Genomic DNA, 26,104 nt, shown 5'->3' with positions numbered 1-26,104 from the left:
CGTTCGTGCCGAATGTCGACTCCGCGGGCGCGAGAGTCGACATTCGGCACGAATGCCGACGCGTCAGGACACGGGCCAGGCGGCCGCGAGGGAGGCGCGCACGTCGCCGAGCAGCTGCGGCAGCGCCTTCGTCTTGGCGATGATCGGCAGGAAGTTCGCGTCCTGCGCCCAGCGCGGCACGATGTGCTGGTGCAGGTGCGCCGCGATCCCGGCTCCGGCGATCGCACCCTGGTTCATCCCGATGTTGAAGCCGTCGTTCTTCGACACCTCCCGGATGACCCGCATCGCCGTCTGGGTGAGGGAGCCGATCTCGGCGACCTCCTCGGGCGTCGCCTCGTCGTAGGTGGCGATGTGGCGGTACGGGCAGACCAGCAGGTGGCCGCTGTTGTACGGGAAGAGGTTGAGCAGCGCGTACGCATGCTCGCCGCGGGCGACGATCAGCGCATCCTCGTCGCTCATACTGGGTGCGACGCAGAACGGGCAGTCGTCCGCGCCGGGCTGCTGACCGTGCTGTATGTAGACCATCCGGTGCGGGGTCCACAGCCGCTGGAACTCGTCCGGCACCCCGACGAGGTACGACGGGTCGTCGACGCGGACCCGGTCTGCGCCGACGCCGTCGTGTCCGTCGCCCGGTTCGGGGGCGGCGTAGTCGTCCAGACTCAGGCGGGCCATGCGGTGTCGACCAGCTCGTGGCTGCGGATGCTCGCGACGATGCGCTCGATCGCCTCCGCGACCGGCACGCCGTTCAGCTGGCTGCCGTCGCGGAAGCGGAAGCTCACCGTGCCCGCCCCGGCGTCCTCCTCGCCCACGATGAGCTGGAAGGGGACCTTCGCCTTGGTGTGCGTGCGGATCTTCTTCTGCATCCGGTCGTCCGAGTGGTCGACCTCGGCCCGCACGCCCTGGGCGCGGAGCTGGGCGATCACGTCGTCGAGGAACGGGCCGTACGCGTCGGCGACGGGGATGCCCACGACCTGGACCGGCGACAGCCAGACCGGGAAGGCGCCCGCGTAGTGTTCGAGCAGGATGGCGAAGAACCGTTCGATCGAGCCGAGCAGCGCCCGGTGGATCATCGCCGGCTGCTTGCGCGTGCCGTCGGCCGCGTTGTACTCCAGCTCGAACAGCTCCGGCTGGTTGAAGTCCAGCTGGACCGTCGACAGCTGCCAGGTGCGGCCGATCGCGTCGCGCGCCTGCACGGAGATCTTCGGGCCGTAGAACGCGGCGCCGGCCGGGTCGTCCACGAGCTCCAGCCCCGACTCGATCGCCACCTCGCGGAGCGTCTCGGTCGCCGTCTCCCAGCTCTCGTCGGAACCGACGTACTTCTCCGGGTCCTTGGTGGAGAGCTCCAGGTAGAAGTCGGTCAGGCCGTAGCCGCGCAGGGTCTCCAGCACGAACTGGAGCTGGCTGGCGACCTCGTCCTTGATCTGGTCGTCCGTCACGTAGATGTGGGCGTCGTCCTGGGTGAGGCCGCGCACGCGGGTGAGGCCGGACAGCGTGCCCGACTTCTCGTACCGGTACACCGTCCCGAACTCGGCCAGGCGCAGCGGCAGCTCGCGGTAGCTGCGGCCGCGCGCCCGGAAGATCAGGTTGTGCATCGGGCAGTTCATCGGCTTGAGGTAGTAGTCCTGCCCCTGCCGGGTGATGTTGCCGTCCGCGTCGTGCTCCTCGTCGAGGTGCATGGGCGGGAACATGCCGTCCTTGTACCAGTTGAGGTGCTGACTGGTCTCGAACAGGTGCGCCTTGGTGATGTGCGGCGTGTTCACGACCTCGTACCCGTTGGCGATGAGGCGCTCGCGCATGTAGTCCTCGATCTCCTTGCGGATGATCCCACCGCGCGGGTGGAAGACCGCGAGACCGGATCCGATCTCCTCGGGGAACGAGAACAGGTCCAGCTCGGCGCCCAGCTTGCGGTGGTCGCGCTTGGCGGCCTCCTCCATGCGGGTCTGGTAGGCGCGCAGCTCGTCCTTCGTCGGCCACGCGGTGCCGTAGACGCGCTGCAGCTGCGGGTTCTTCTCGGAGCCGCGCCAGTAGGCGGCGGCCACGCGGGTGAGCGCCCAGCCGTTGCCGATCATGCGTGTGCTCGGGACGTGCGGTCCGCGGCAGAGGTCCTTCCAGACCGTCTCGCCGCTCTTGGGGTCGACGTTGTCGTAGATGGTCAGCTCGCCGCCGCCCACCTCGACGTTCTCGCCAGAGTCTGATGCAACCGTGCCGCCCGCGGAGGCCGACCCCTTGAGGCCGATCAGCTCGAGCTTGTACGGCTCGCCGGCGAGCTCGGCGCGCGCCTCATCGTCCGTGACGACCCGGCGCACGAAGCGCTGGCCCGCGCGCACGATTCGCGCCATCTCCTTGTCGAGCGCCTTGAGGTCCTCCGGGGTGAACGGCTCGGCGACGTCGAAGTCGTAGTAGAAGCCGTCGGTGATGGGCGGACCGATGCCGAGCTTGGCCTCCGGGTTGATCGCCTGCACGGCCTGGGCGAGCACGTGGGCGGTGGAGTGACGCAGGATGTTGAGACCGTCGGGCGAGTCGATGGTCACCGGCTCGACGACGTCGGTCGTAGTGACGGTCGTCGCGAGGTCCTTCAGCTCGCCGTTGACGCGCATCGCGACAACGGAACGGTCGGTGAAGAGCTCGAAGCCGTCGGCCACCTGTCCACTCCTTGAGTTGTAGTTGTAGGGAACGGACCAACTCTATCGGGGTGCGGGAGGCGGCGGCGCCCGCGGCTAGACTAGCTCCCGCGTCATATAGACGCTGTTGGGGTCGAGCACGTACGACCCGAACGGCCCGGAGACGGTGAACCCGTGCCGTTCGTACAGCCGCCGGGCCGGTGCGAAGAACTCCTGCGAGCCGGTCTCGAGGGAGACGCGCTCGATGCCGCGGACCCAGGCGTCGTCGAGTGCGTGGGCCAGCAGGCGCGCGGCGATCCCCTCGCCGCGCCGCTGCGGGTCGGTCCGCATGCTCTTCAGCTCCTCCCAGCGCGGGGTGAGCGGGGCGAGGGCGGCGGTGCCGATCACCGCGTCGCCGTCCGCCGCGACCCACACCCGCACGCCCGGCCGTTGCAGCCCGGCCAGGTCGAGCGCATGCCGACTCTCCGGAGGCGCGGTCGGCTCCATGTCGTCCAGGTGCGCCTGGAGGAACGCGCGCAGTGCGGGCTGCGCGAAGTCGGCGGGACGGATCGCGAAGGTCATGCGCCGATGCTAGTGACGGGATGTGTCGGCGGTGTTTCCGCGGGGGCTACCAGGTCGGGTGCGCGGCGGCCCGCGTCGTCACGGCTTCGCCCCGTTGTGGAACGCCCCGTGGAGGGTGGTGTCGCGGAAGATGGTCGTCTCGATCACCGCTCGCACGCCGTCGAGGGTCGCCTGCTCGGAGGTGTCGACGCCGACGGTCAGCGAACCGTAATCGACGCGCATCGTGTACGGGATGGATGCCTCCACGGACGACACGTGCGGCGTCGCGGCGAGGGTGGAGAGTCCGCGCGCGACGTCGGTCGCCGTCTCGATCGGGATCGTCTGGTCGAACGTGCCGGTGTAGTGCACCACGGTTCCGATGTGCCCGCTCCCGGGAGGGACACGGAGTGCCAGACTCACCCCCGTCCACGCCAGGTGGGCGGCCATGGTGGTCGGCACGGCGCCGGCCTGGGCGGGAGTCGCGTCCGCCGACATGGTCACCGTCACCTCGGTGACGAAGTGGTTCTCGACGACGGCGCATCCGGGGCTGCCCGGCTCGGAGGTCATGGTCTGCCCGTTCGAGGTCTGGGCGTCCACGAGGTCCACGGCAGGCAGCGCACGCACGGCGTCGACCGCTGCCCCGAGCTCGCCGGCGACCTGCGGATCGAGTGTCGGAGTCGGAGTCGGGGTCGGGGTCGGGGTCGGGGTCGGGGTCGGCGCGCTCGTGCCGGACGCCGACCGGGTCGGGGCGGGCGACGACGACGACGACGACGACGCGCACCCTTCCGCGGCCGTGCCCTGTTCCGGCACTGCAGAGACCCGGCCGAGATCGCGGATCGTCGAGCATCCCGCGACCAGCCAGACGACGCACAGCAGGGCGATGACGACGGCGGATCGGCGCAGCACGCGCTCCACACTACGGGCACACGTCCGAGTCGCGCATCGGCCGCTCGGATGATCTGGCGGCGCTGGATGGCGACGGGGACCGCCGCCATCCCTCAGCGGAGCCGGGCGTCGAGAGCGACGAGTGACGGGAACAGCACTTCGGCGAACGACGTCAGTTCCGTGGAGTCGACCCGACGCGTGCGGACGCCCAAGTAGTCCCCCGCGTAGCCTTTCGCGAAGCGCAGGTCCAGCCCGTAATGGTTCGCCTGATCGATCTTGCTCCGGCCGAGACCGCTCCGGCCCGTCGCGGCCGGATACCGCGAGATCTCGGCGGCCGTCCCGTGGAGGTTCTCGTCGAGGAACTGTCCGATGCGGCCCGCGTAGTCGATCCAGACCGGACACGCTTCGTCGGCGGCGCTCGGGTCGAACGGACCGAATTCGTCAGCGGCGACCGAGATGCCGACCGTCGCGGCGTACGCTTCGCCGTCGGTCCGGCCCACCAGTTCGACTTGCACGATCAGGGTCTTCCCGTCCTGGAGGTCCGGCCCGAAGGCCGTGATCGACGGCCAGCCGCGTTCGCCGTCCTGGCCTTCCACCTGCCACCCGATGAGTGCCGACGTGTCGATCGATCGGAGACGGCGACGCGCCACCCGTTTCCTGTCGTCGACGGCCTCGATGTCGTCGAGGGTGATCCGCGACTGAGTGAAGTGGGCGAGCGCGTCCGTCCAGGTGATGACGGACAGCGGTGGTTCTCCGGGGACCGCGGGGAGGTCGACGTCGTCGCGGTCCTTCACCAGGAGGATGAGTCGACCATCCACCGCCGCCCGCTCCTCCGCGATCTGCTTCTCGGTCGCCCGATGCCCGATCTTCCCCTCGATCCCGACCACGACGGCACCGGCGAATTCGATGGCGATGTCCAGATTCCGCAGCTCGGATGCCTCGCAGCGCACACTCAGCGCCGGGCCGAGGTCCTCCCCGAGCGCTTCGGCGACCAACCGGCCGGCCGCTTCCCGGTCGTACCGCAGCTCGGCGGCGAACGCGCGCATCACCAGTGGTTCGGTCGTGAAGATCTGCCCGTGTTGCGGCCTGCCCATGTGTTCCTCCTCCTGACGCCGTCCACGGACCGCCGCAGTCAGCGGCGGTCGGGACCGGCGTCGCCGTTTCGATCGTGACGCGACGATCTCCACCGACGACGGGTGAGCGTCAGGCGTCGGTCGAGGATCCCCCGTCGCCCATCATGGCATCGGACCGCACGCACGACGAAGCGCCCCGGACGGCTCGTCCGGGGCGCCTCGATGTCGGCGACGACCCGATACCTCGTTCGGCCGGCTCATCCGTGGCGTCGGTCGGCCTCCGCTACCGCGTCGGCGCGAACGCGGTGACCGCGGCGGTGAGCGCGTCGGCGACGGCCTGGCCGTCGATGCCGAGGAGGACGTCCACGTTCGGCTCGCCGTGCCAGCGATCGGTCATGTGCACGACCGTCTGCCCACGGGTGTACTCGCCGCGCAGCTCCACGTCGACGTGCAGCCGGCGCACCGTGAACCAGTCCGGGTTCAGAGCGTAGGCGACACAGGGCACGTCGTTGAGGTGCATGCCCTCGGTCTTCCATTCCGGCATCTCGTCCCGGTCGTTCTGGCGGTCCGGGTAGCCGATCATCTCGCAGAGCGCCCGCCCCAGGGGCGACTGCGAAGCCCAGAGCGTTTCGAGGTGGCCCGGGGTGAGGGCGAAGTTCCTCGACACGTCCAGGCCGACCTGCGTGAGCGGGGCGCCCGACTGGACGACGATCGCCGCGGCTTCGGGGTCGTTGAAGATGTTCGCGCTCGCGACGGGGGTCACGTTGCCCCAGGTGAGGGCGGCTCCGCCCATGTAGATGATGCGGCGCACCGAGCGGGCGAACTCCGGCTCCAGCGTGATCGCCAGGGCGACGTTCGTCAGCGGTGCGAGGGCCAGGATGGTGACCTCGCCCGGCGCCGCCATGACGGTCTCGATCATCCGGCGCACCGCCTCCGGCTTGTCGTCCGCCTGCGGATCGGGGTCGGGGTACTCCCAGTAGCCCACTCCGCCGGGGCGGTGGATGTGCTCGGCGTAGTGGGGCTCGCCGACCAGAGGCCGGGCGGAGCCGCGCCAGATCGGCAGTTCGGGGCGGCCGGCGAGGTCGGCGATCTTGCGCGCGTTCGCGGTGGCCGTGGCGACGTCGACGTTGCCGAACACGGTCGTCAGCGCCTCGATCTGGAAGGCATCCGTCGAGAGCGCCCAGAACAGGGCCCCGGCGTCGTCGATCCCCGGGTCGGTGTCAATGATCAGTCGTTCCATCGTCATGCTTTCTCTTGGTGTCGTTCGTCAGGTGAGGTCGTCGGGTGAGGGTGTCGGGCGCCGACGGAGGCCTGTCGGCGCGGGCGGTCTCGGGCGGTCACTTCCCCACGAAGAGGCCGTTGCGCCGCTTGGCGAGGAGGTAGAGCACCACGCTGATGGCGCAGAGGGCGGAGATGTAGACGGGGAACACCCACAGCAGCTGCTGGCTCTGCAGCCAGAGCAGCAGGTAGGACGCGGTGCCGCCGAAGATGGCCACCCCGAGCCCGTAGCCGAGGCCGAGCCCGGTCCCGCGGATGTGCTGCGGCAGGAGCGAGTTCGACACGACGACGAAGATCGTCATGTTGAGCAGCAGCACGATGGCGCCGCCGAACATCACACCGGCGAGCGTCCCGACCCCGGGCTGCGAGTAGAGCAGAGCCAGGAAGATCGTCGGGACGGCCAGGATCCGCGCGACCACGAACCACCGGGAGAGCGGGAACCGGTCGAGGATGCGGCTCAGCACGAACGCCCCGATCGTCAGGAAGACGCCCATCCCCGTGGTGATGGCGAACACCGCGGTGGGGTCCTCACCGAACGTCCCGTTCGCGAGGTTCGGGAGGCCGGCGATCCAGGTGTAGTTGTATGCCTGGATCGCGCCCACCACGAACACGGTGGCCAGCACGCTCAGCCAGTACTTCCGCACGTCGCGCCAGACCGTGCTGTCCGGGGTACGGCGGCCGCCGACGGTGCGGATCGCCGTGGTGTCGAGGGTTTCGGGCAGCGTGCTGCGCAGCCACAGCACGATCAGGCCGAACGCTCCGCCGAGGATGAAGGGGATGCGCCAGCCGAACGCGGCCAGCGCATCCGGCCCGAGGGTCAGGCTGATGAAGAAGATGGAGAGCGGCGCCAGCAGGTTGCCCAGATTGTTGAAGAAGGCGAAGAACCCGGCGACGTAGCCCGGGCGGTTCGGCACCAGCTCGATGGCGTACGCGGTGCCGAGCGGCGCTTCGACACCCGCGGAGAGTCCCTGCAGGAGGCGAGCGGCGACGACGATGATCGGGGCGGCCACGCCGATGGCGCGGTAGTCGGGAAGCACGCCGATGACGAAGCTGCCGAGCGCCACCGCTCCGATGGCGCCGACCATGATCTTCCGCCGGCCGAAGCGGTCGGCCACGAAGCCGAACACGACGCCGCCGAGCGGGCGCGCGACGAACCCGACCGCGAAAACCGCCAGCGCGTTCAACGTCGACGCCAGCGGGTTGTTGGACGGGAAGAACGCGGCGCCGATGTAGACCGAGAGCAGCCCGAAGATCGCCCAGTCGTACCACTCGAGCGCATGCCCCCAGCTCAGCGCGCGCAGGTTCCGCCGCTCGGTTCTGCTGGGCTTCCCCGTCAATTGCGGCGCGGAGGTGGCCGCCAGTTCTTCCGTGCTCATGGAGCTCCTTTGCTCTGTCCTCCGCGCGGGGAGGCGATCGACTGTGTCCGTGCGCCTCCGCCGCACCGAGCTGATTCCTGCCGCCGGCAGCGCTCATTCTGCGGTGGAATGCACGTTCGGATCACTATACTATAGTGATCAGAGCGGCAGGAAATGCTCGCATCGCGATCATGAGGCGCCCCTCCGAGCGCCCGAACTCACAGCGGTGCGACGGGACGACGCATCCGTATCCTGCTATTCAGGACATCCACGCCATCCACGATGTGACGACGCCGACGCACATCGACGCCACGGAGAGGACGACGCCTCCGATGGCGAGCCGTCGACCTCCCCGATGCCGTTCCGTGGTTCCGAAGACGGAGACGACAACGCCGACGAGGCCGATGAGCACACCGAGGACCCCGACGACGAGAGCTGCGGCAAACGCGACGCACGCGAAGACGAACCCGGTCAGGCCGAGGCTGCCGCTCGGCGTCCGCGGTACGGTCTGCGCCAGCGGGGCACGCTTCTCCGTCCACGAGCTGCCGTCCCACCAACGAACACGACCTCGATCGTCGGCGTACCAGCCGGCGGGGATCGGCGGCGCTGGAGGGGGTGTTTCACTCACAGCCGGATACTAGGCGACGGCGGCGGGGACGCGCACGAGAATGATTCGATCGCTCCCGCGATCGCTCCCCTGCCACGGCGCACCGATGATCGCCCCAGAAAGCTCTCCTCCAGACCGGCCGTGGGCCGCGAGCGGCCTCCGGGACGATACGCACGTGAAACGACGAAACCCCCGGTCTCCCGGGGGTTTCTCTCTGGTGGGCGATACTGGGATCGAACCAGTGACCTCTTCCGTGTCAGGGAAGCGCGCTACCGCTGCGCCAATCGCCCAGAGCCTGAATCAGGTTCAGGATCGAGGTGGATACGGGATTCGAACCCGTGTATACGGCTTTGCAGGCCGCTGCCTCGCCTCTCGGCCAATCCACCGAAGCCACAACACGGAAAGTACCGTACCGTATCGAGAGGCCCGGAATCCGTAGAGACCGGGCCGACTCGAGCGGATGACGAGATTCGAACTCGCGACCCTCACCTTGGCAAGGTGATGCGCTACCACTGCGCTACATCCGCATTTCGTTCCGCAGTTCCCTGCGGCACTTGAATGACTTTAGCTGATCCGTTCGCCGAAACCAAAACCAGACACGCCACCCGGGTGTGTCGCCGCGCCCGGCCGCGACCGATGTGCATTCCACGCCCCGCGTCGGCTAGTATCGAATCTCGCAGCCGGGACACCGGATGCGAACCCCACGGGCGATTGGCGCAGTTGGTAGCGCGCTTCCTTCACACGGAAGAGGTCATCAGTTCGAGTCTGGTATCGCCCACCAGAGAGAAGGCCCCCGGTCCGCCGGGGGCCGTTCGCGCTCCTGCGGCGGTCGCTCCCCCGTCTGCACCGAGTCCCCCGTTATGCTGTGCTGCGGGGGTGGGGACGATGACGACGACCCGACGACCCGGCGACGAAGGCCGGTGGTTGACGGTGGCCGCGTCACTGATCGCGCTCGCCGCTCTCGCGGTGGTGATCGGTGCGGTCCTGGTCCACGGCAGGACGGGTGATTGGTGGCCGCGTGCCGTTCCGACGACGGCCCAGTACCAAGGTCGCGACTACAGCTGCCGCGGCCCCCTGGACCGCCCGAAGACCGCCACGGCGTCCGAAGCGGCGGGAATGCGGCCCAACGGCACCACGATCGGCGGCGGCGAGATCCTCGCCGCCGACACCGATGGCACGCCGGTCGTGATCATCGTCCATGCGGACGGCGGCTACACGGCGTGCTCGCTGAGTGGCGGACCGTGAACGCGCACACGCACGAACTCTCGGGCGGGCCTGCTGAGCGCCCGCAGACCGATCCGCTCGGAACGGACGGCGCGCCCTCCACCCTGCACCCGGAGAGACGGCGGCGGACCGCTCCGGAGGCGACCATCACGATCGTGGTCTTCACCGTCATCCTGCTCACGGTACCGGCCGCCTCGGCCCTTGATTCGCTGCGGCTCCTGGCCGGATACGGCTGGCTCGGGCCTTACGACAACGATATGGCCGCACTGAATGCCGGAGAGAGCCTGTTCAAGACCGAGATCTCGGGCGTGCTGGTGCTCCTCGGACTGGCCGCGTCGGCGATCATGACTGGGTTCGTGGCACGATCCGCCGGAATGCGCGTCACGCGGGTCGTCCTCCTCGCGACCGGCTGCGCGGTCGTCGCCATGGCCGCCCTCGCCCTCGCGGTCACCTGGAAGCCCTGAGATCGCGCACGGGAGGCCTCCCTCCCGCCCCTTTGCTACGCCCTGTGACACCTCCGGTCGCGCAGCGGGCGCGCCTGAGGCACCCTGAACTGCATGAGCTTCGGACCGGCACGCCCCCTGGAGCAGCTCTTCGCGACCAGGTCGAGTATCAAATGGCGCCGCTACCCGGCGGACGTCCTCCCTGTCTTCGTCGCGGAGATGGACTTCGACGTGGAGCCGGCGGTGCTCGACCGGGTCGCCGAGACACTCCGGAACTCCGACACCGGCTACCTCGACGCGGCCGGCCCGCTGGCACCGGCGTTCGCCCGCTTCGCCGCCGATTCCTGGGGCTGGCGGGTGGACACCGACTGGGTGCACCTGGCGACGGATGTGACGGTCGGGGTGGTCGAGTCGCTCCGGCTCGCGCTTCCCGAGGTCGGCGGCCGGGTGGTGCTGACGCCTCCGGTGTACCCGCCGTTCTTCGAGATGGTGGAGGAGGCCGACGCGGTCGCCGTGACCGTCCCGCTGCGGGAGGACGATGGCTGGGTGCTCGATCTCGCCGGGATGGAGGCGGCGTTCGCGGGCGGGGTGGACGCGCTCCTGCTGTGCAACCCGCAGAACCCGACCGGCCGATGTCACAGCCGAGCCGCCCTGCAGGAGCTGGCCCGGCTCGCCGCCGCGTACGAGGTCTTCGTCGTCAGTGACGAGGTGCACGCTCCCCTCACCCATCCCGGAACCGTCTTCACCCCGTTCGCTCCGATCGCCCGCGCGGCCGGCGCCCGCGCCGTCACCGTGACCTCCGCCAGCAAGGCGTGGAACCTCGCGGGCCTCAAGTGCGCCGTCGTCGTCGCCGCCGAGGAGCGCTCCGCCGCGCTGCTGACCCGGCTGCCCGAGGAGCTCGCCGCGCGCACCAGCATCCTGGGCCTGCACGCCAACGTCGCCGCCCTCTCCTGTCTCGACTGGCGGGACGGCCTCCTCGATCGTCTGGTGGCCAATGTGCGCCTGCTGGAGGCGGAGCTCGCCGTGCACGCACCGTCCGTCCGCATGATCCGCCCGGATGCCGGCTACCTGGTCTGGCTCGACTTCCGCGACGCCGGCCTCGGCGACGACCCCGCGCGGGTGCTCATCGACGAGGGACGGGTCGCCCTGAATTCCGGCCTCGCCTTCGGGGAGCCCGGGCGCGGCTTCGCCCGCCTCAACCTGGCGTGCGACCCGTCGACTGTTCTGGAAGCCGTGCGGCGCATCGCCGCCACCGTCGACGCCCGCGCCGCGCGCACCTCCTCCCCCGCCCTCGCCCGCGCCGTCTGATCCGGTCGCGGGCGCACGCCCGCCCCTCACCACACGCGCCGTCGCAGGGGGCGCACAACGTCGCTCCGACGCCCGCAGAGCGACGATTCGCGACCCCGCGAGCGCGACCTCCTGGCGCACCCCGGCGACGGCACGGCGACGGCACGATGACGGCACGATGACGCAGGGGGCGCACAACGTCGCTCTGCGGTCGCCACAGCGACGATTCGCGACTCCGGGCGCGGACAGCGGCGCCGGGGCGCCGCCGGCGGCCAGGCGCCGCCAGCGGTCAGGCCCCGCCGACGGTCAGGCCCCGGCGGCGTCGAGCGCGGCGGAGAGGTCGGCGACGAGGTCGCGCGGGCTCTCCAAGCCGATCGAGAGGCGGATGAGCCCGGGCGTGATGCCGGCGGCGGCGCGCTCCTCGGGCGTGAGCTTGGCGTGGATCGTGCTCGCGAGGTGGATGGCCAGGCTGCGCACGTCGCCGATGTGGGTCATCGGGGTCACCAGGCGCAGGGCGTCGATGAACCGGCGCGCCGCCTCCCGCCCGCCGGTCAGCTCGAACGACACGATCGAGCCGGTGCCCTTCGGCAGGTAGGTGCGGGCGAGAGCGTGGCCCGGGTCCGTCTCCAGCCCCGGATAGAACACGCGCGCGACCTCCGGACGCCCGGCGAGCAGCTCGGCGACGGTCTGCGCGTTGGCGACGTGCCGGTCCATCCGCACCGAGAGCGTCTCGATGCCGTGCAGCAGCAGGAACGTGCTCGACGGCGGCACCGTGGGGCCGTACTCGAGCACGATCACGGTGCGCACGTACGCCAGGTAGGCTCCCGCGCCGCAGCGGTCGACGAACGACGGAACTCCCGCGCGCGGCGGCTCGGTCAGCTGCGGGAAACGCTCGGCGTTCGCCGCCCAGTCGAACCTCCCCGCGTCCACGATCGCGCCGCCGAGCACGGCTCCATGGCCGGCCAGCCATTTGGAGGTCGAGTGGATGACGATGTCGGCGCCGTCCTCGATCGGCCGCCACAGGTACGGCGTCGGGACCGTGTTGTCCACCACCAGCGGCAGCCCCGCGGCGTGGGCGATGCGCGCAAGGCGGCGGATGTCGACCACCTGGTTGAGCGGGTTCGGCAGGGTCTCGGTGTACACCGCGCGCGTGGTCGGGCGCACCCGGGCGGCCCACTCCTCGTCCGACGCGTCGTCGGCCACGTATTCGAAGTCGATGCCCTGGCGGGCCAGCACGCCACGGAACATCTCGCGCGTGCCCTCATAGAGGGAGCGGGTGACGAGCACGTGGTCGCCGGAGGCGGCCAGGGCGGTGAGCGCGGCGGCGATCGCCGCCTGTCCGCTGGCGACGACGATGCCGTCGACCCCGCCCTCCAGGTCGGCGATCCGGCGCCCGGCGACCGCATTGGTCGGGTTCTCGTTGCGCGAGTACGCCCGCTGGGTGCTGCGCCCGGCGAACCGCTCCTCGCCGTCGTCGAAGTCCTCGAAGACATAGCCGGCGGTCTGGTAGATCGGCGTCACCCGCGCGTGCGTCTCGGCGTCGATCACCGCCCCCGCGTGGATCTGGCGCGTCTCGAAGTCCCAGCTACAGTCCTCTGGCATGCGGCCACCCTAGTGTCCGCTTGCCGGCACGGCGCGGTCGCGTTGCGCTGTGCGACGCTCCATGACGAACGGTGTCGTGGAGGGCGACCGACGTGACCCCGCTCGCTCAGCGCCAGCCGTACCGCTGCCGCAGGGCCGCGCGCACGGCGTCGAAGGGCGCCCGGCCGAGCGCGGCCGCCTCGCGGCGCATCCCGGCCTGATGCAACCGGTAGACCCGGTCCACGCGCGCATAGCTGGGCCGGTGGCGGCCGTCCCACGCGCCGGCGCCGATCGGCACGTACTCGGGCCGCCCCGGATGCTCCTGGCTCGTCAGCGCGACGGCCAGCACCGTCCCACCGGCCTCCGCCGCCACGACGAGGACGGGCCGGTCCTTGCCCCGACCGTCCGCCTCCTCGTACGGCACCCAGGTCCAGACGATCTCACCCGGGTCGGCATCGCCGTCCGTGCTCGGCACGTACGAGGTGCGGATGGCGCCCAGCCGCCGCGGGTCGACCGGCACCGTGGCTGCGGCGCCGGTGCGGCCGGGTTCAGCGGTCGGAGCGGAGCGAGCGCCGGGAGCGGAGGGCGCGGGGCGCGGGCTCGGCCGGAACAGCCGCCGGAGCGCGGTCAGGAGTCGTCGAGGGGAGGCCACGCTCCGCACCATAGCGGACCCGGGTGAGGCCGATGGTGAAGCGCAGCAGCAGAGCGAGCAGGAGGGCCACGACGAACGCGTAGACCAGCACCGCGACGGCGGAGATGCCCTGGGCGATGAACAGGTCGAAGTTGCCGCTCTCGACCATCCCGCCGCCACGCCCGAACAGCCCGACGAAGAGGAGGCCGACCATGCTGCCGACGATCATGATGACGCACAGCGCGAGCGCCGGTCCGAAGCGGGCCCGCGCCGCCACGTCGACCATCGTCGCGCACGCCAGGGCGGCGAGGGCGCCGAGCAGCAGCGACCAGCCCAGCGTCAGCACGCCGGACGCGGGGGTGATGGCCACCATCCCGGAGAACGCTCCGCAGAACACGCTGGCGAGCGTCGGCCGGCGCAGCAGGATGCGGTCGACCAGCATCCACATCAGGCACCCGGCCGAGGCGGCCAGGAAGGCGTTGATCGCGATCGGCGCGGTGTACTGGTCGACGGCGCCCTCCGACCCGGTGACCAGCCCGAGCCAGCCGATCCAGACGAGCGTGCCGCCGACGGCGACGATCGGGAGGCTGCGCCCGCTCTCCACGAGGTGCTCGCCACGCCCGCACGCCACGATGACGCCGGCGGCCGACGCCCCCGCAGCGAGCCCGACCGGGAGCGCGCCTCCGTAGTCCACGACACCGAGTAGAGAGACCGCCCAGCCGTCGCTGAGGGCGAAGACGGCGTACCCGGCGGGGAAGAGCACGAGCACGCTCCAGAGGGCGGAGAAGACCAGCCACGCCCGCAGGGTGATCCGCGACGCGACAGCAGCCCCGAGGACGGCGACCGCGACGGCACAGACGGCGATCAGCGAACCTGCGCGGGCGAGCGCGTACGCGCCGTGCTGACCGGCGAGGCCGAGATCGGGCACACCGATCAGGTGCGGGATCAGCGGGTCTCCGGCCAGCATCCCGTAGCCGCCCAGCACGGCCAGCACGACCACGACGGCGGTGCCGGTGAGCACGAAGAGGAGCGCCCGTCGGGCGCGGGCGCGACCGGCGAGGCCGCCGACGAAGAACGCCAGGCCCGGGACGATCAGCAGGGTCAGCGCGCCGCAGAAGAGCAGCAGCAGCGCATCCACCTGCGCGCTCGTCGCTGTCGCCGTCGCCATCCCGCTCCTCCGCTTCGAAAGGCCAGCATCACCCTACCGAGCCCGGACCCGGACGCCTCGACGCCGGACGGCCCGACGCCGAACGGGGCACCGCCGGATGGCGGCACCCCGTTCGGTGTGCTGTGTGTCGGGTCGAGCGGGTCAGACCGTCTCGAGGGCGTAGCCCTCTTCACCGTGGACCACGGTGTCGACGCCGGCCAGCTCGTCCTCGTTGTTGATGCGGAAGCCCATCGTCTTCTGGATCGCCCAGCCGATGGCGTAGGCCAGGACGAAGGAGTAGATCAGGACGGCTGCGGCACCGAGTGCCTGGACGCCGAGCTGCTGGAAGCTGCCGCCGTAGAGGAGGCTGGAGAACGGCTTGCTGGCGTCGCCGTCCACGTGGGTGAACCCGAAGAAGCCGATCCACAGGGTTCCGATGATGCCGCCGACGAGGTGGATGCCGACCACATCGAGCGAGTCGTCGAAGCCGAGCTTGAACTTCAGGTCGACGGCCAGGGCGCAGACCGCGCCGGCGACGACACCGAGGAGGATGGCCCACCCGGGGGTGAGGATGTTACAGGCCGGCGTGATCGCGACGAGACCCGCGACCGCGCCGGAGGCGGCGCCGATGGAGGTCGGCTTGCCGTCGCGGAGCTTCTCGACGACCAGCCAGCCGATGGTCGCGGCGGCCGGGGCGGCCAGCGTGTTGACCCAGGCGAGGGCGGCGACCCCGTCGACCGCGGCCTCGGAGCCGGCGTTGAAGCCGAACCAGCCGAACCAGAGGAGTGCGGCGCCGAGGAGGGTGAGCGGCACGTTGTGCGGCTTGCTCATGCCCTTCTGGAAGCCGACGCGCTTGCCGAGGACCAGGGCGAGCGCGAGACCTGCCGCACCGGCGTTGATGTGCACCGCGGTGCCGCCGGCGAAGTCGTTCACGTGCAGACCGGCCGCGATCCAGCCGTTGGAGAGGTTGAACACCCAGTACGCGACCGGGAAGTAGACGACCGTGACCCAGATGCCGGCGAAGACCATCCACGAGCCGAACTTGGCGCGGTCGGCGATCGCGCCCGAGATCAGGGCGACGGTGATGATGGCGAAGGTCGCCTGGAAGCCCGCGAAGGCCAGGCCGCCGAGGTCGGGGGTCAGGCCATCCTTGCCCATCAGGCTGCTGAGGAACCAGTCGGGCGTGCCGAGGACGCCCTTGATCGACTCCGGGCCGAACGAGAGGCCGTAGCCGTAGACGACCCAGAGGACGCCGACGAGGGCCATCGCGCCGAAGCTCATCATCATCATGCTGACGACGCTCTTGGCCCGGACCATGCCGCCGTAGAAGAAGGCGACACCCGGGGTCATGAGCAGAACGAGGGCCGCGGCGACCAGGAGCCACAGGGCGTTGACCGTCCCGGCTTCTGCGTAGTCCGCTGCTGTGTGGAGCACCATGCGTATTGTCTACCTCTCTGTGCGTGCCCCGGCTCTCGTGCGCTCCCATTCGGGGCGGGAGCGGTTCGGGGTGGAGCCAGTCTGAACGCGGGAGGTTTCGGTCGCAGACAACGCGTGTTTCGCGGGTGTTACGCGTGCGGCCCGCGTGTAAACACTGTGTTTCCGCGGGCTGCCGATGTGCTCGGCGGTCGGTGCGAGACCGCCTACGCGTCGTGCGGGGGCAGCTCCCCCGCCGTCAGCGCGATCATGCGCGACACCGAGCGGAGGTACTTCTTGCGGTAGCCGCCGCCGAGCATGTCGTCGTCGAAGATGTCGTTCAGCGGCACCCCGGTCTGCACGATCGGGATCTCGGCGTCGTAGACGCGGTCGATGAACGCGACGAGGCGCAGCGCCGCCATCTGGTCGTGGAGCACGTGCACGCCGTCCAGGCCGATCACGTCGACGCCGTCGAGGATCTTGATGTAGCGCGAGGGGTGCACCGTCGCAAGGTGGGCGATCAGGTCGTCGAAGGTGTCGGAGGTCGCCGTCTCCCCCCGTGCGGCGAGCGCCGCCAGCACCCGGGCGTACTCGTCGGGCTGCACGGTGACGGCGCTGCCCGTGGTGTCGCGGCGGCGGTAGTCGAGGCCGTCGATGCGGAGGGTCTCGAAGTTGGCGGAGAGCGACTGGATCTCGCGGAGGAAGTCGCTGGCGGCGAAGCGGCCCTCGCCGAGGGCGTTCGGCGGGGTGTTGCTGGTCGCGGCGATGCGGGTGCCGGAGGCGACGAGCTCGCCGAGCATGCGGGTCATCATCATGGTGTCACCCGGGTCGTCGAGCTCGAACTCGTCGATGCAGATGAGGGTGGAGCCGCGCAGGAGGTCGACGGCACCCGCATAGCCGAGCGCCCCGACGAGGGCGGTGTACTCGATGAAGGTGCCGAAGTACTTGGGCCCGGGCGCCTCGTGCCAGAGCGCCGCCAGGAGGTGGGTCTTTCCGACGCCGAATCCGCCGTCGAGGTAGACGCCCGGCTTCATCGCGGCGACCTTCTTGCGGTTGCGGCTGAACAGGCCGGCCGGGCGCTGCGGCTCCCAGGACTTCGCGAACAGCTTGAGTGTGGAGACGGCGTCCGCCTGTGACGGGTAGTCGTGGTCGGGGCGATAGGTGTCGAAGGTGGCGCGCTCGAACTGCGACGGCGGGACCAGGCTGGCGGCGATCTCCGCTCCGGTGATCTGGGGCGAGCGGTCCGCGAGGCGCGGGAGAGCGCCGATCTGATCGAGGGTCATGACGGGAGGGCACCTTCGTGGTCGGGAGCGGAGCGAGTGGAGGTCGCAGTGTTTCGCCGTGTGTGCGCTCGCCTGTCACGGCCGGTCCGCGCCGCGTAGCCTGAGGACTGCGTTCCCTGCTTTTCGCAGGATCCCAGCCTATCCCGGAGGAAGAACAGCATGGCCATCGAGACCGACCCGTCGACCGACTTCGCCGACTACGCCCACCCCGAGCGTCTGGTCAGCACCGCCTGGCTGGCCGAACACCAGGGGGAACCCGGGCTGGTCGTGGTGGAGTCCGACGAGGACGTCCTGCTGTACGAAACCGGGCACATCCCCGGCGCCGTGAAGATCGACTGGCACACCGACCTCAACGACCCGGTGGTGCGCGACTACGTCAGCGCCGAGCGCTTCGCCGAGCTGCTCGGCTCCAAGGGCATCGCCCGCGACACCACCGTCGTGATCTACGGCGACAAGAACAACTGGTGGGCGGCGTACGCGCTCTGGGTGTTCACGCTGTTCGGCCACGAGGACGTCCGTCTGCTCGACGGCGGCCGCGACAAGTGGATCGCCGAGGGCCGTGAGCTGACCCGCGACGTCCCGGTGCCCGCCCCGGTCGAGTTCCCGGTGGTCGAGCGCGACGACACCCGTGTGCGCGCCTTCAAGGACGACGTGCTCGCCCACCTGGGCAGCCCCCTGATCGACGTGCGCTCCCCCGAGGAGTACAGCGGCGAGCGCACCGAGATCCCGGGCTACCCGACCGAGGGCGCGCTGCGTGCCGGCCACATCCCCTCGGCCGCCTCCGTCCCGTGGGCGCGGGCGGCCGCCCCCGACGCGACCTTCAAGCGCCGTGCCGAGCTGGAGTCCGTCTACCTCGGCGACGCGGGACTGAAGCCCGGCGACGACGTGATCGCGTACTGCCGCATCGGCGAGCGCTCCAGCCACACCTGGTTCGTGCTGACCCACCTGCTCGGCTTCGAGAACGTGCGCAACTACGACGGCTCGTGGACCGAGTGGGGCTCGGCCGTGCGCGTGCCGATCGCCACCGGCTCCGAGCCGGGCGAGGTCCCGGCGAAGTAGCCTGGAACGATGACCGAACTGACCGGCGTCCTGGCCGAGATCCGCGACGACTTCCTGGCACTGGAGCAGCCCGACCGCCTGCAACTGCTGCTGGAGTTCTCGGACGAGCTCCCCGCGCTTCCCGAGCGCTACGCGGACCACCCCGACCTGCTGGAGCGGGTCGAGGAATGCCAGGCGCCGGTCTTCATCTTCGTGGAGGTCGACGAGACGAACGTGGTGCACCTGTTCGCCACCGCCCCGCCGGAGGCTCCGACGACGCGCGGTTTCGCGTCCATCCTGGTGCAGGGACTCGCGGGTCTGACCGCGGACGAGGTCCTGGCCGTCCCGGACGACTTCCCGCAGACCCTCGGCCTCACGCAGGCGGTCTCCCCGCTGCGCATCCGTGGGATGTCGGCCCTGCTGGGCCGCACCAAGCGGCAGGTGCGGCAGAAGCTCGCCGCCTGATCCGCTCGAACGTACGATCCGCGCGCTCAGCGCAGGGTCGCGGCCAGCCAGTCCGAGATCGCCGCCGTCCACTTCCGCTCGTCGTAGTTCCAGAGCTTGGTGTGCAGCGCGACGGTGAACGGCACCAGCGTGACGATGTCGTTGCGCGCCTCGGCGAGCGCGCGCGAGGAGGTGGAGGGCACGAAGCCGTCGTCGTCGCTGTGCAGGATCAGGGTCGGCAGGGTCAGGTCGCTCGCCCGCGAGACGAAGTCCATGCTCGCCAGGTCGATCGCGGCCCCCTGGCCGGTGATCGGTCCGCTCCAGGTGGACTCGATCAGCCGGATGGCGCCCTGCGCGATCGGGTCGGGCAGCCGCAGCAGGTGGGCCTGATACTCCAGCGTGTCCACCCAGTCGACCACCGGCGATTCCAGGACGATCCCCGTGACGAGGTCGAGGCGGTCCGAGCGCGTGATGGTCTGGAGCACGACCGCTCCGCCCATCGACCAGCCCATCAGGACGATCGAGCGCGCGCCGTGCGCGGCGGCGTAGCCGAGGGCGGCGTCGATGTCGCGCCACTCGGTGCCGCCCAGGCCGTAGCGGCGGTCGGCACTGTCGGGTGCGTCTCCGTCGTTGCGGTAGGAGGAGAGGAGGCAGGTGTAGCCGGCGTCGTGGAAGGTGCGCACCGCACGCAGCCCCTCCTGGCGGCTCGCGCCCCAGCCGTGCACCTGGATCACCCAGCGTCCCTCGTCCGTCGCGTCGTCGTCCGCCGGGAAGATCCAGGCCGGGGCCTGGCCGAGCTCGGTCGGGATCTCGACACTGGTGACGGGCAGTCCCAGCTCCTCCGGCTGGAGGTAGTAGTAGCCGCTGATCCGCGCGCGTCCCGGCTGCAGGTCGCCGAACTCCACCCGCTCCAGCTCCCGGGTGACGGTCGCGTCGTCGACGGCGAGCAGGCCGCCGACCTTCGCGTGCCCGGTCTCCCCGCCGAACCAGACGCCGAAGCGGCCGGGCATCCGGCTGTCCGGGGTGGAGGCCAGGGTGATGGTGCCGAGCGCGGTGTCTACCGAACGGATGCTCTGGTTCTGCGGTCGGCGGCGCACCGGGGTGATGACGGTGCGGGCGACCCGGCTGATCACGTAGGCGGCTCCGGCCGCGGTGGCCAGCGCCAGCCCCCCGGCCACGATCGCCGACACGGCGAGGGCCTTCACGAATCCGACTGACCTGTTCTCGCGCGCCATGCGGTCAGCGTACCGGCGCGGCCCGGCGCGCACCCTCAGGAGTTCCCCAGGCGGCGTGCCTTACCGTCGCCGACCCGCAAAGACTCCTAGTGTTCTTGTCGTGTCGACTCCACCCGCCACCCCGCACGTGCCGGCCGCGTTCGCCGCGGCCCTCGCGTCGGTCCGTGCCGCCCCGGCCCGTCCGGAGCTCACGGTGACCGAGATCCCCGCACCCGCCCAGCTCGCACCGTTCGCGGTCGCCCTGGCCGCGGACGTGCGACCCGCTGCGCACGGCGACGACTCCGAGCTGGGCACCGGCCGGTTCATCCTGCTCTACGACCCCGACGAGCCGGAGGCCTGGGGAGGGCCGTTCCGCATCGTCTGCTTCGCCCAGGCGCCGCTGGAGACCGACATCGGGCTCGACCCCTTCCTCGCCGATGTGACCTGGTCCTGGCTGGTCGACGCGCTCGACGCCCGCCAGGCGCGCTACACCGCGGCGAGCGGCACCGCGACCAAGATCATCAGCACCGGCTTCGGCGAGCTGGCGGCCCAGGGCGACGGGTCGCAGATCGAGCTGCGCGCCTCCTGGAGCCCCCTGGAGACGGACATCACCGCCCACGTGGAGGGGTGGGGCGAGCTGCTGTGCATGCTGGCCGGCCTTCCCCCCACCGCCGAGGGCGTGAGCCTGCTGACGAGACGGAGCCCGCGTGCCTGACCATTCCGTCATCGACACCCGCGAGGGCTACCTCGAGGCCGTCGACGTCATCGCGGCCGGCAACGGCCCGATCGCCGTCGACGCCGAGCGCGCGAGCGGCTTCCGATACTCTCAGCGCGCCTACCTCATCCAGGTCTTCCGCCGCGACGCCGGGACGTTCCTGTTCGACCCCCCGGCGGTCGGCCGGTTCGACGAGCTGAACACCGCCATCGCCGGCGACGAATGGGTGCTGCACGCCGCCACTCAGGATCTGACCTGCCTGCGCGAGGTCGGACTCGACCCGGCACGGATCTTCGACACCGAACTCGCCGCCCGCCTGCTCGGGATGCCGCGCGTCGGACTCGGCACGGTCGTGGAGGAGCTGCTCGGCGTGCACCTGGCCAAGGAGCACAGCGCCGCCGACTGGTCCACCCGCCCCCTCCCCCAGCCCTGGCTGACCTACGCCACGCTCGACGTCGAGCTGCTGCCCGACCTCCGCGACGCGGTCGCCGGCCTGCTGGAGGAGTCGGGCAAGACGCAGATCGCGCAGCAGGAGTTCTCCTCCGAGCTGACCCGGGAGCTGACGCCGGTCCGTCACGAGCCGTGGCGGCGCCTGTCGGGCATCCACTCGATCCGCGGACTGCGCAACCTGGCCGTCGCGCGCGAGCTGTGGCTGAGCCGCGACGCCCTCGCCCAGGAGCTGGACACGGCACCGGGGCGCCTGGTGCCCGACGCCGCGCTCACCGCCGCGGCCAAGGCCCTCCCGGACACCAAACGGGGCCTCGCCGCCCTGCGCGAGTTCACCGGCCGCGCCAGCCGCACGGAACTGGACCGCTGGTGGGGCGCGATCGAGCTCGGGCGCACGACCGAGGACCTCCCGGTGATGCGCGGCACCGGCGACACCCTGCCGCCTCCCCGCGCCTGGGCGGACCGCAACCCGGAAGCGGACGGCCGGCTCAAGGCCGCCCGCGCGGCGCTCACCGCGCTGTCCGAGGAGCGCAGCATCCCGCTGGAGAACCTGCTGACGCCGGAGACACTCCGCCGCGTGGCGTGGACGCCGCCCGCCGAGATCGCTCCGTCGACGATCGCGGAGGCCCTCGCCGCCCACGGGGCACGGCCGTGGCAGATTGAGGCAACCTCACAGTTGATCGCCGATGCCTTTGTGGAAAGCACCCAAACGGCGACCGAGTCGTCCGAGACGGATTCGTAGAAAGAATCAAACGATTCCCGTCGTCCGCGACGGCCTCCCTAGGATCGACACGGACCTGAAATGGGAGGCACTGTGGCCGAAAGAACCGATGTCGTGTTCGTCGACGGAGTCCGGACTCCGTTCGGACGGGCCGGCGAAAAAGGGCAGTACTGGAACACCCGTGCGGACGACCTGGTCGTGAAGGCGATCATCGGTCTGCTGGAGCGCAATCCGAACGTGCCCAAGGACCGCATCGACGACGTGGCCATCGCGGCCACGACGCAGCAGGGCGACCAGGGGCTCACCCTCGGCCGTACCGCGGCGCTGCTCGCCGGGCTGCCGAAATCCGTCCCGGGCTTCGCCATCGACCGGATGTGCGCGGGAGCGATGACCAGCGTCACCACCCTCGGCTCCGGCATCGCCTTCGGCGCCTACGACCTCGCGATCGCGGGCGGCGTGGAGCACATGGGACGGCACCCGATGGGCTTCGGCGCCGACCCCAATCCGCGTTTCCTCTCGGAGCGCCTGGTCGGCGAGGACGCCCTCAACATGGGCAGCACCGCCGAGCGCATCCACGACCGCTTCCCCGCTCTCACCAAGGAGCGCTCCGACCGGTTCGCGATGCGCAGCCAGCAGAAGACGGCCGCTGCGTACGAGAACGGCAAGCTGCAGCCCGACCTCATCCCCGTGGCGATCCGCTCCGAGTCCGGCTGGGGTCTCGCCACCCGCGACGAGGGCATGCGCCCCGAAACCAACATGGAGTCCCTCGCGACCCTGCGCACCCCGTTCCGTCCGCACGGCCGCGTCTCGGCGGGCAACTCGTCGCCCCTCACGGACGGCGCCACGGCCAGCCTCCTCGCCTCCAGCGACGCGGTGAAGGAGTTCGGCCTCACCCCGAAGATGCGCATGGTGAGCTTCGCGTTCGCGGGAGTCGAGCCGGAGATCATGGGTCTCGGCCCGGTCCCCTCGACCGAGAAGGCGCTCCGCAAGGCGGGCCTGTCCATCGACGACATCGGCCTGTTCGAGCTGAACGAGGCCTTCGCCATCCAGGTGCTCTCGTTCCTCGACCACTTCGGCATCGACGACGACGACCCCCGCGTCAATAGGTGGGGCGGCGCCATCGCCATCGGCCACCCGCTCGCCGCGAGCGGCGTCCGCCTGATGATCCAGCTCGCCCGCCAGTTCGAGGAGCACCCGGAGGTCCGCTACGGCGTGACCGCCATGTGCGTCGGCCTGGGCCAGGGCGGCACGGTCATCTGGGAGAACCCCCACTTCGACAAGCGCGCTGCACGGAAGGCCTGAGACCGAGTGACCGACTACACCACGATCGACTTCTCCCCCCTCGTCGCCCTCACCTCCGACGAGGTCGTCACCCACTCCTTCGTGAAGGACGTGCCGCTGCCCAGCGGCAAGACCCTGGCGTTGGTGACCCTCGACAACGGGCGCGACCACACGCGGCCCAACACGATGGGCCCGGCCACCCTCCTGGAGCTCGGAAAGACGTTCGACGAGCTCACCGAGCGGGCCGGCCGCGGCGAGATCGACGCCGTCGCCGTCACCGGCAAGCCGTTCATCCTCGCCGCCGGCGCCGACCTCAGCCGCGTGGGCGACATCCCGAGCGTCGAGGTCGCGAAGCTCCTCCCGCAGCTGGGCCACTTCGTGCTCGGCAAGCAGGCGACCTTCGGAGTCCCGTCGTTCGTCTTCACGAACGGCCTCGCACTGGGCGGCGGAGTGGAGATCGGCCTCAACGCCGACTACCGCACCATCGACCGCAACGCGGCCGCGTTCGCCCTGCCCGAGGTGTTCCTCGGCCTGATCCCCGGCTGGGGAGGCGCGACCATCCTGCCGAACCTCATCGGCATCGAGAACGCGCTGAAGGTCGTCATCGAGAACCCGCTCAAGCAGAACCGGATGCTGAAGCCGCAGGAGGTCTTCGACCTCGGCATCGCCGACGCGATCTTCGACTCGGCGAACTTCCTCGAGGAGTCGCTGCTGTGGGCCGACAAGGTCCTCACCAAGCAGGTCGAGGTCAAGCGACCCAACGTCCCCGGCAAGGTCGAGCGCATGGTCAAGTGGGACGCCGCCATCGGCATCGCCCGCAAGATGCTCGAGAGCCGCATCGGCACCGTCCCGAAGTCGCCGTACAAGGCGCTGGAGCTGCTGAAGGCCGCGAAGTCGAACGACCGCGCCGCGGGCTTCGAGCTCGAGGACGAGGCTCTGGCGGAGCTGATCTCCGGCGACCAGTTCCAGGCGAGCATCTACGCCTTCAACCTGGTGCAGAAGCGGGCCAAGCGCCCGGCGGGCGCCCCGGACAAGAAGCTGGCCAAGAAGGTCACCAAGGTCGGCGTGATCGGCGCCGGATACATGGCCAGCCAGTTCGCCCTCCTGTTCGTGCGCCGCCTGCGCGTGCCCGTGGTCATCACGGACCTCGACCAGGCGCACGTCGACAAGGGCGTGGCGTACATCCACGACGAGATCGCGAAGCTGCAGGAGAAGGGCCGCATCTCCCCCGACGAAGCCAACCGCCTGCGCGCCCTGGTCACGGGCACGACCGACAAGGCCGACTTCGCCGACTGCGACTGGGTCATCGAGGCCGTCTTCGAGGAGCTCACGGTCAAGCAGAACGTCTTCGAGGAGGTCGAGCAGTACCTCTCCGACGAGGCGGTCATCGCGACCAACACGTCGTCCCTGTCGGTGGAGCAGATCGGCGCCAAGCTGAAGCACCCGGAGCGCCTGGTCGGCTTCCACTTCTTCACCCCGGTCGCGGTCATGCCGCTGATCGAGGTCGTGAAGACGCCGCACACCGACGAGGCCACGCTCTCGACCGCGATGGTCACGGCCACCGCGCTGAAGAAGAACGCGGTCATCACCGCCGACACCCCCGGGTTCGTGGTCAACCGCGTGCTGGCGAAGGTGCTCGGCGAGGCGATGCGCGCGGTCGACGACGGCACCTCGTTCGAGACCGTCGATGAGGCGTTCGCCCCGCTCGGCCTGCCGATGCCGCCGTCGCGCCTGCTCGACCTCGTCGGCCTGAAAGTGGGCGCGCACGTGCTGGACACCCACCACGCGGCCTTCCCGGAGCGGTTCTACCGCAGCGAGAACCTCCACAAGCTCGCCGAGTACGGCACGCTGCTGGAGAAGGACGCGAAGGGCAAGGTCAAGGGCGTCGACAAGGGCGCCGCGAAGATCATCGCCGGCGGCACGAACCCGTGGACGAAGGAGGAGATCCTCCGTCGTCTGGAGGACGGCCTCGCCGACGAGATCCACCGCATGCTGATCGACGACCACATGGTCGAGGCGCCGGAGGACATCGACCTCTGCATGATCCTCGGCGCGGGCTTCCCGTTCCAGATGGGCGGCATCACGCCGTACCTCGACCGGGTCGGCGCGTCCGAGCGCGTCTTCGGCGACACGTTCCAGCACCCGCCGGTGAAGGGTGTCGCCTGACCGTTCCGCGCCACCACCCGCAGAACGCCCCGCTCCCCGTGAGCGGGGCGTTCTCGCGTCACGGCCGTACGGGGGCCGGCGAGGGCGCGATGACGAGGTCCAGGTACGCCCGGAGGGCCGCCGGCACGTCGATGCGGTCGGGGGCGTACAGCCACTGCAGCTGGATGCCCTCCCAGAGGGCCACGACCGTCGCCGCCGCCAGGTCGGGCTCGACCCCCGCACGCAGTCGGCCGACCGCAGCGAGGGCCCGGAACTCGGCGGCGTACTCCGCGCGCAGCCCGTCGTAGCGGTCGAGCACGTGGGCGTGACCGGGATGGTCGCCGGAGACGGCCTCCGCCGAGAGCCTGCTGTAGAGGGAGATCAGGCCGGGGATCGTCTCGTTGTGCTCCGCCTGGGCGAGGATGTGCTCGTCGAACGACTCGTCGGGTGCGTGCGGGACGGCGCCGTGGCCGAGCTCGTCGCGGCGGGCGATGACCGCGACCAGCAGCTCCTCCTTGCTGGAGAAGTGGTGCTGGAGGTTGCCTAAGCTGATACCGACGGCTCCGGCGATCTCACGCAGGGAGCCGCCGTGATACCCGTGGACGGCGAAGACGCGATGCGCTTCGTCGACGATCTGCTGACGCAGCGCCGCCGTCTTCGCGTAGGGGCCACGACGGCGGGGCACCGGTTCTGACACGGTCGATCTCCAAATTAGGTCACCTGCATTACTT

The 26,104-nt window shown here is 70.5% G+C and carries 24 protein-coding genes and 4 tRNA genes; 10 read left to right on the top strand and 18 right to left on the bottom strand.

What is annotated here, in order from left to right:
- Nucleotides 1-63: 63 nt before the first annotated feature.
- The 11 genes from U870_RS0101650 to U870_RS0101600 form a co-directional block, all read right to left on the bottom strand.
- Entirely contained in the window at nucleotides 64-672 is a 609-nt protein-coding gene (locus tag U870_RS0101650; RefSeq protein ID WP_025155679.1) for an HIT family protein, read from the bottom strand.
- Nucleotides 660-2,642 (bottom strand): threonine--tRNA ligase, encoded by a 1,983-nt coding sequence (gene thrS, locus U870_RS0101645; RefSeq protein WP_025155678.1) that lies wholly within the window; start codon nucleotides 2,640-2,642, stop codon nucleotides 660-662. The genes U870_RS0101650 and thrS overlap by 13 nt, the downstream gene beginning before the upstream one ends.
- Nucleotides 2,643-2,717: 75 nt before the next feature.
- The gene (locus U870_RS0101640; protein WP_025155677.1) at nucleotides 2,718-3,182 is read right to left on the bottom strand and encodes a GNAT family N-acetyltransferase; all 465 of its coding nucleotides are present in this window, start codon (nucleotides 3,180-3,182) and stop codon (nucleotides 2,718-2,720) included.
- A gap of 78 nt (nucleotides 3,183-3,260) precedes the next feature.
- Entirely contained in the window at nucleotides 3,261-4,067 is an 807-nt protein-coding gene (locus U870_RS0101635; RefSeq protein ID WP_025155676.1) for a hypothetical protein, read from the bottom strand.
- Between the two features lie 92 nt (nucleotides 4,068-4,159).
- The gene (locus U870_RS0101630) at nucleotides 4,160-5,140 is read right to left on the bottom strand and encodes a hypothetical protein (protein ID WP_025155675.1); all 981 of its coding nucleotides are present in this window, start codon (nucleotides 5,138-5,140) and stop codon (nucleotides 4,160-4,162) included.
- 262 nt (nucleotides 5,141-5,402) lie between these two features.
- A complete protein-coding gene (locus tag U870_RS0101625; RefSeq protein ID WP_025155674.1) occupies nucleotides 5,403-6,365 on the bottom strand; it encodes a nucleoside hydrolase in 963 nt (320 codons plus the stop codon).
- Nucleotides 6,366-6,456: 91 nt separating this feature from the next.
- On the bottom strand, nucleotides 6,457-7,773 hold the full coding sequence (locus U870_RS0101620) for an MFS transporter (RefSeq protein WP_025155673.1): 1,317 nt from the start codon (nucleotides 7,771-7,773) through the stop codon (nucleotides 6,457-6,459).
- Between the two features lie 238 nt (nucleotides 7,774-8,011).
- Entirely contained in the window at nucleotides 8,012-8,380 is a 369-nt protein-coding gene (locus U870_RS0101615) for a DUF2510 domain-containing protein (protein ID WP_205288705.1), read from the bottom strand.
- Between the two features lie 194 nt (nucleotides 8,381-8,574).
- Nucleotides 8,575-8,649 (bottom strand) — tRNA-Val (locus U870_RS0101610).
- A gap of 25 nt (nucleotides 8,650-8,674) precedes the next feature.
- Nucleotides 8,675-8,745 (bottom strand) — tRNA-Cys (locus U870_RS0101605).
- A 69-nt stretch (nucleotides 8,746-8,814) separates the two neighbouring features.
- Nucleotides 8,815-8,886, bottom strand: a tRNA-Gly gene (locus U870_RS0101600).
- A 178-nt stretch (nucleotides 8,887-9,064) separates the two neighbouring features.
- Between U870_RS0101600 and U870_RS0101595 the strand changes: the two genes are divergently transcribed.
- The 4 genes from U870_RS0101595 (at nucleotide 9,065) to U870_RS0101580 (ending at nucleotide 11,334) form a co-directional block, all read left to right on the top strand.
- Nucleotides 9,065-9,140 (top strand) — tRNA-Val (locus tag U870_RS0101595).
- Between the two features lie 104 nt (nucleotides 9,141-9,244).
- Nucleotides 9,245-9,604: a hypothetical protein gene (locus tag U870_RS0101590; RefSeq protein WP_025155671.1), complete on the top strand. Its 360-nt coding sequence runs from the start codon at nucleotides 9,245-9,247 to the stop codon at nucleotides 9,602-9,604.
- Nucleotides 9,601-10,047: a hypothetical protein gene (locus tag U870_RS0101585; protein WP_025155670.1), complete on the top strand. Its 447-nt coding sequence runs from the start codon at nucleotides 9,601-9,603 to the stop codon at nucleotides 10,045-10,047. The genes U870_RS0101590 and U870_RS0101585 overlap by 4 nt, the downstream gene beginning before the upstream one ends.
- Before the next feature lie 93 nt (nucleotides 10,048-10,140).
- Nucleotides 10,141-11,334, top strand: a complete 1,194-nt coding sequence (locus U870_RS0101580) for a MalY/PatB family protein (protein ID WP_025155669.1) — start codon at nucleotides 10,141-10,143, stop codon at nucleotides 11,332-11,334.
- Nucleotides 11,335-11,619: 285 nt separating this feature from the next.
- Here the strand turns inward: U870_RS0101580 and U870_RS0101575 are convergent, their stop codons facing one another.
- From U870_RS0101575 to zapE, 5 genes are all read right to left on the bottom strand, one after another.
- Nucleotides 11,620-12,915 carry an O-acetylhomoserine aminocarboxypropyltransferase/cysteine synthase family protein gene (locus tag U870_RS0101575; protein WP_025155668.1) on the bottom strand — a complete coding sequence of 432 codons (1,296 nt, stop codon included), beginning with the start codon at nucleotides 12,913-12,915 and terminating at the stop codon, nucleotides 11,620-11,622.
- 106 nt (nucleotides 12,916-13,021) lie between these two features.
- Complete coding sequence (locus tag U870_RS22285) at nucleotides 13,022-13,414, bottom strand: type II toxin-antitoxin system PemK/MazF family toxin (RefSeq protein ID WP_240183608.1); 393 nt, start codon at nucleotides 13,412-13,414, stop codon at nucleotides 13,022-13,024.
- A 28-nt stretch (nucleotides 13,415-13,442) separates the two neighbouring features.
- Nucleotides 13,443-14,693 (bottom strand): ammonium transporter, encoded by a 1,251-nt coding sequence (locus tag U870_RS0101565; RefSeq protein WP_025155667.1) that lies wholly within the window; start codon nucleotides 14,691-14,693, stop codon nucleotides 13,443-13,445.
- Nucleotides 14,694-14,834: 141 nt separating this feature from the next.
- Complete coding sequence (locus U870_RS0101560; RefSeq protein WP_025155666.1) at nucleotides 14,835-16,109, bottom strand: ammonium transporter; 1,275 nt, start codon at nucleotides 16,107-16,109, stop codon at nucleotides 14,835-14,837.
- Between the two features lie 203 nt (nucleotides 16,110-16,312).
- Nucleotides 16,313-17,368 carry a cell division protein ZapE gene (zapE, locus tag U870_RS0101555; RefSeq protein ID WP_025155665.1) on the bottom strand — a complete coding sequence of 352 codons (1,056 nt, stop codon included), beginning with the start codon at nucleotides 17,366-17,368 and terminating at the stop codon, nucleotides 16,313-16,315.
- A 159-nt stretch (nucleotides 17,369-17,527) separates the two neighbouring features.
- On the opposite strand from zapE, the gene U870_RS0101550 reads away from it, so the two are divergent.
- Both U870_RS0101550 and U870_RS0101545 read left to right on the top strand, forming a co-directional pair.
- Nucleotides 17,528-18,427, top strand: coding sequence for a sulfurtransferase (locus tag U870_RS0101550; protein WP_025155664.1), 900 nt, complete (start codon nucleotides 17,528-17,530; stop codon nucleotides 18,425-18,427).
- 9 nt (nucleotides 18,428-18,436) lie between these two features.
- Nucleotides 18,437-18,871, top strand: coding sequence for a SufE family protein (locus tag U870_RS0101545; RefSeq protein WP_025155663.1), 435 nt, complete (start codon nucleotides 18,437-18,439; stop codon nucleotides 18,869-18,871).
- A gap of 26 nt (nucleotides 18,872-18,897) precedes the next feature.
- Here the strand turns inward: U870_RS0101545 and U870_RS0101540 are convergent, their stop codons facing one another.
- Nucleotides 18,898-20,085: an alpha/beta hydrolase family protein gene (locus U870_RS0101540; RefSeq protein ID WP_025155662.1), complete on the bottom strand. Its 1,188-nt coding sequence runs from the start codon at nucleotides 20,083-20,085 to the stop codon at nucleotides 18,898-18,900.
- A 100-nt stretch (nucleotides 20,086-20,185) separates the two neighbouring features.
- Here U870_RS0101540 and U870_RS0101535 point away from each other — a divergent pair, with 100 nt between their 5' ends.
- The 4 genes from U870_RS0101535 to U870_RS0101520 all read left to right on the top strand — a co-directional run bounded on the left by U870_RS0101535 (nucleotide 20,186) and on the right by U870_RS0101520 (nucleotide 25,394).
- Nucleotides 20,186-20,779, top strand: coding sequence for a DUF3000 domain-containing protein (locus U870_RS0101535; protein WP_025155661.1), 594 nt, complete (start codon nucleotides 20,186-20,188; stop codon nucleotides 20,777-20,779).
- On the top strand, nucleotides 20,772-21,968 hold the full coding sequence (locus tag U870_RS0101530) for an HRDC domain-containing protein (RefSeq protein ID WP_025155660.1): 1,197 nt from the start codon (nucleotides 20,772-20,774) through the stop codon (nucleotides 21,966-21,968). Before U870_RS0101535 ends, U870_RS0101530 begins: the two co-directional genes overlap by 8 nt.
- Nucleotides 21,969-22,040: 72 nt before the next feature.
- Nucleotides 22,041-23,249, top strand: coding sequence for a thiolase family protein (locus U870_RS0101525; protein ID WP_025155659.1), 1,209 nt, complete (start codon nucleotides 22,041-22,043; stop codon nucleotides 23,247-23,249).
- 6 nt (nucleotides 23,250-23,255) lie between these two features.
- A complete protein-coding gene (locus U870_RS0101520; RefSeq protein WP_025155658.1) occupies nucleotides 23,256-25,394 on the top strand; it encodes a 3-hydroxyacyl-CoA dehydrogenase NAD-binding domain-containing protein in 2,139 nt (712 codons plus the stop codon).
- Between the two features lie 58 nt (nucleotides 25,395-25,452).
- Here the strand turns inward: U870_RS0101520 and U870_RS0101515 are convergent, their stop codons facing one another.
- Nucleotides 25,453-26,070: a TetR/AcrR family transcriptional regulator gene (locus tag U870_RS0101515; protein ID WP_052357497.1), complete on the bottom strand. Its 618-nt coding sequence runs from the start codon at nucleotides 26,068-26,070 to the stop codon at nucleotides 25,453-25,455.
- Between the last annotated feature and the right edge of the window lie 34 nt (nucleotides 26,071-26,104).

It is taken from the genome of Leifsonia aquatica H1aii, from assembly GCF_000633535.1.
GTDB classification, from domain to species: Bacteria; Actinomycetota; Actinomycetes; order Actinomycetales; family Microbacteriaceae; genus Leifsonia; species Leifsonia aquatica_A.
This window is presented reverse-complemented; position numbering and strand designations above follow the sequence as displayed.

Coding starts and splice junctions, on each gene's coding strand:
- U870_RS0101650 (WP_025155679.1), bottom strand. CDS start 672: ATGGCCCGCCTGAGTCTGGACGACTACGCCGCCCCCGAACCGGGCGAC.
- U870_RS0101640 (WP_025155677.1), bottom strand. CDS start 3,182: ATGACCTTCGCGATCCGTCCCGCCGACTTCGCGCAGCCCGCACTGCGC.
- U870_RS0101630 (WP_025155675.1), bottom strand. CDS start 5,140: ATGGGCAGGCCGCAACACGGGCAGATCTTCACGACCGAACCACTGGTG.
- U870_RS0101625 (WP_025155674.1), bottom strand. CDS start 6,365: ATGACGATGGAACGACTGATCATTGACACCGACCCGGGGATCGACGAC.
- U870_RS0101620 (WP_025155673.1), bottom strand. CDS start 7,773: ATGAGCACGGAAGAACTGGCGGCCACCTCCGCGCCGCAATTGACGGGG.
- U870_RS0101590 (WP_025155671.1), top strand. CDS start 9,245: ATGACGACGACCCGACGACCCGGCGACGAAGGCCGGTGGTTGACGGTG.
- U870_RS0101580 (WP_025155669.1), top strand. CDS start 10,141: ATGAGCTTCGGACCGGCACGCCCCCTGGAGCAGCTCTTCGCGACCAGG.
- U870_RS0101575 (WP_025155668.1), bottom strand. CDS start 12,915: ATGCCAGAGGACTGTAGCTGGGACTTCGAGACGCGCCAGATCCACGCG.
- U870_RS0101565 (WP_025155667.1), bottom strand. CDS start 14,693: ATGGCGACGGCGACAGCGACGAGCGCGCAGGTGGATGCGCTGCTGCTG.
- U870_RS0101560 (WP_025155666.1), bottom strand. CDS start 16,109: ATGGTGCTCCACACAGCAGCGGACTACGCAGAAGCCGGGACGGTCAAC.
- zapE (WP_025155665.1), bottom strand. CDS start 17,368: ATGACCCTCGATCAGATCGGCGCTCTCCCGCGCCTCGCGGACCGCTCG.
- U870_RS0101550 (WP_025155664.1), top strand. CDS start 17,528: ATGGCCATCGAGACCGACCCGTCGACCGACTTCGCCGACTACGCCCAC.
- U870_RS0101545 (WP_025155663.1), top strand. CDS start 18,437: ATGACCGAACTGACCGGCGTCCTGGCCGAGATCCGCGACGACTTCCTG.
- U870_RS0101540 (WP_025155662.1), bottom strand. CDS start 20,085: ATGGCGCGCGAGAACAGGTCAGTCGGATTCGTGAAGGCCCTCGCCGTG.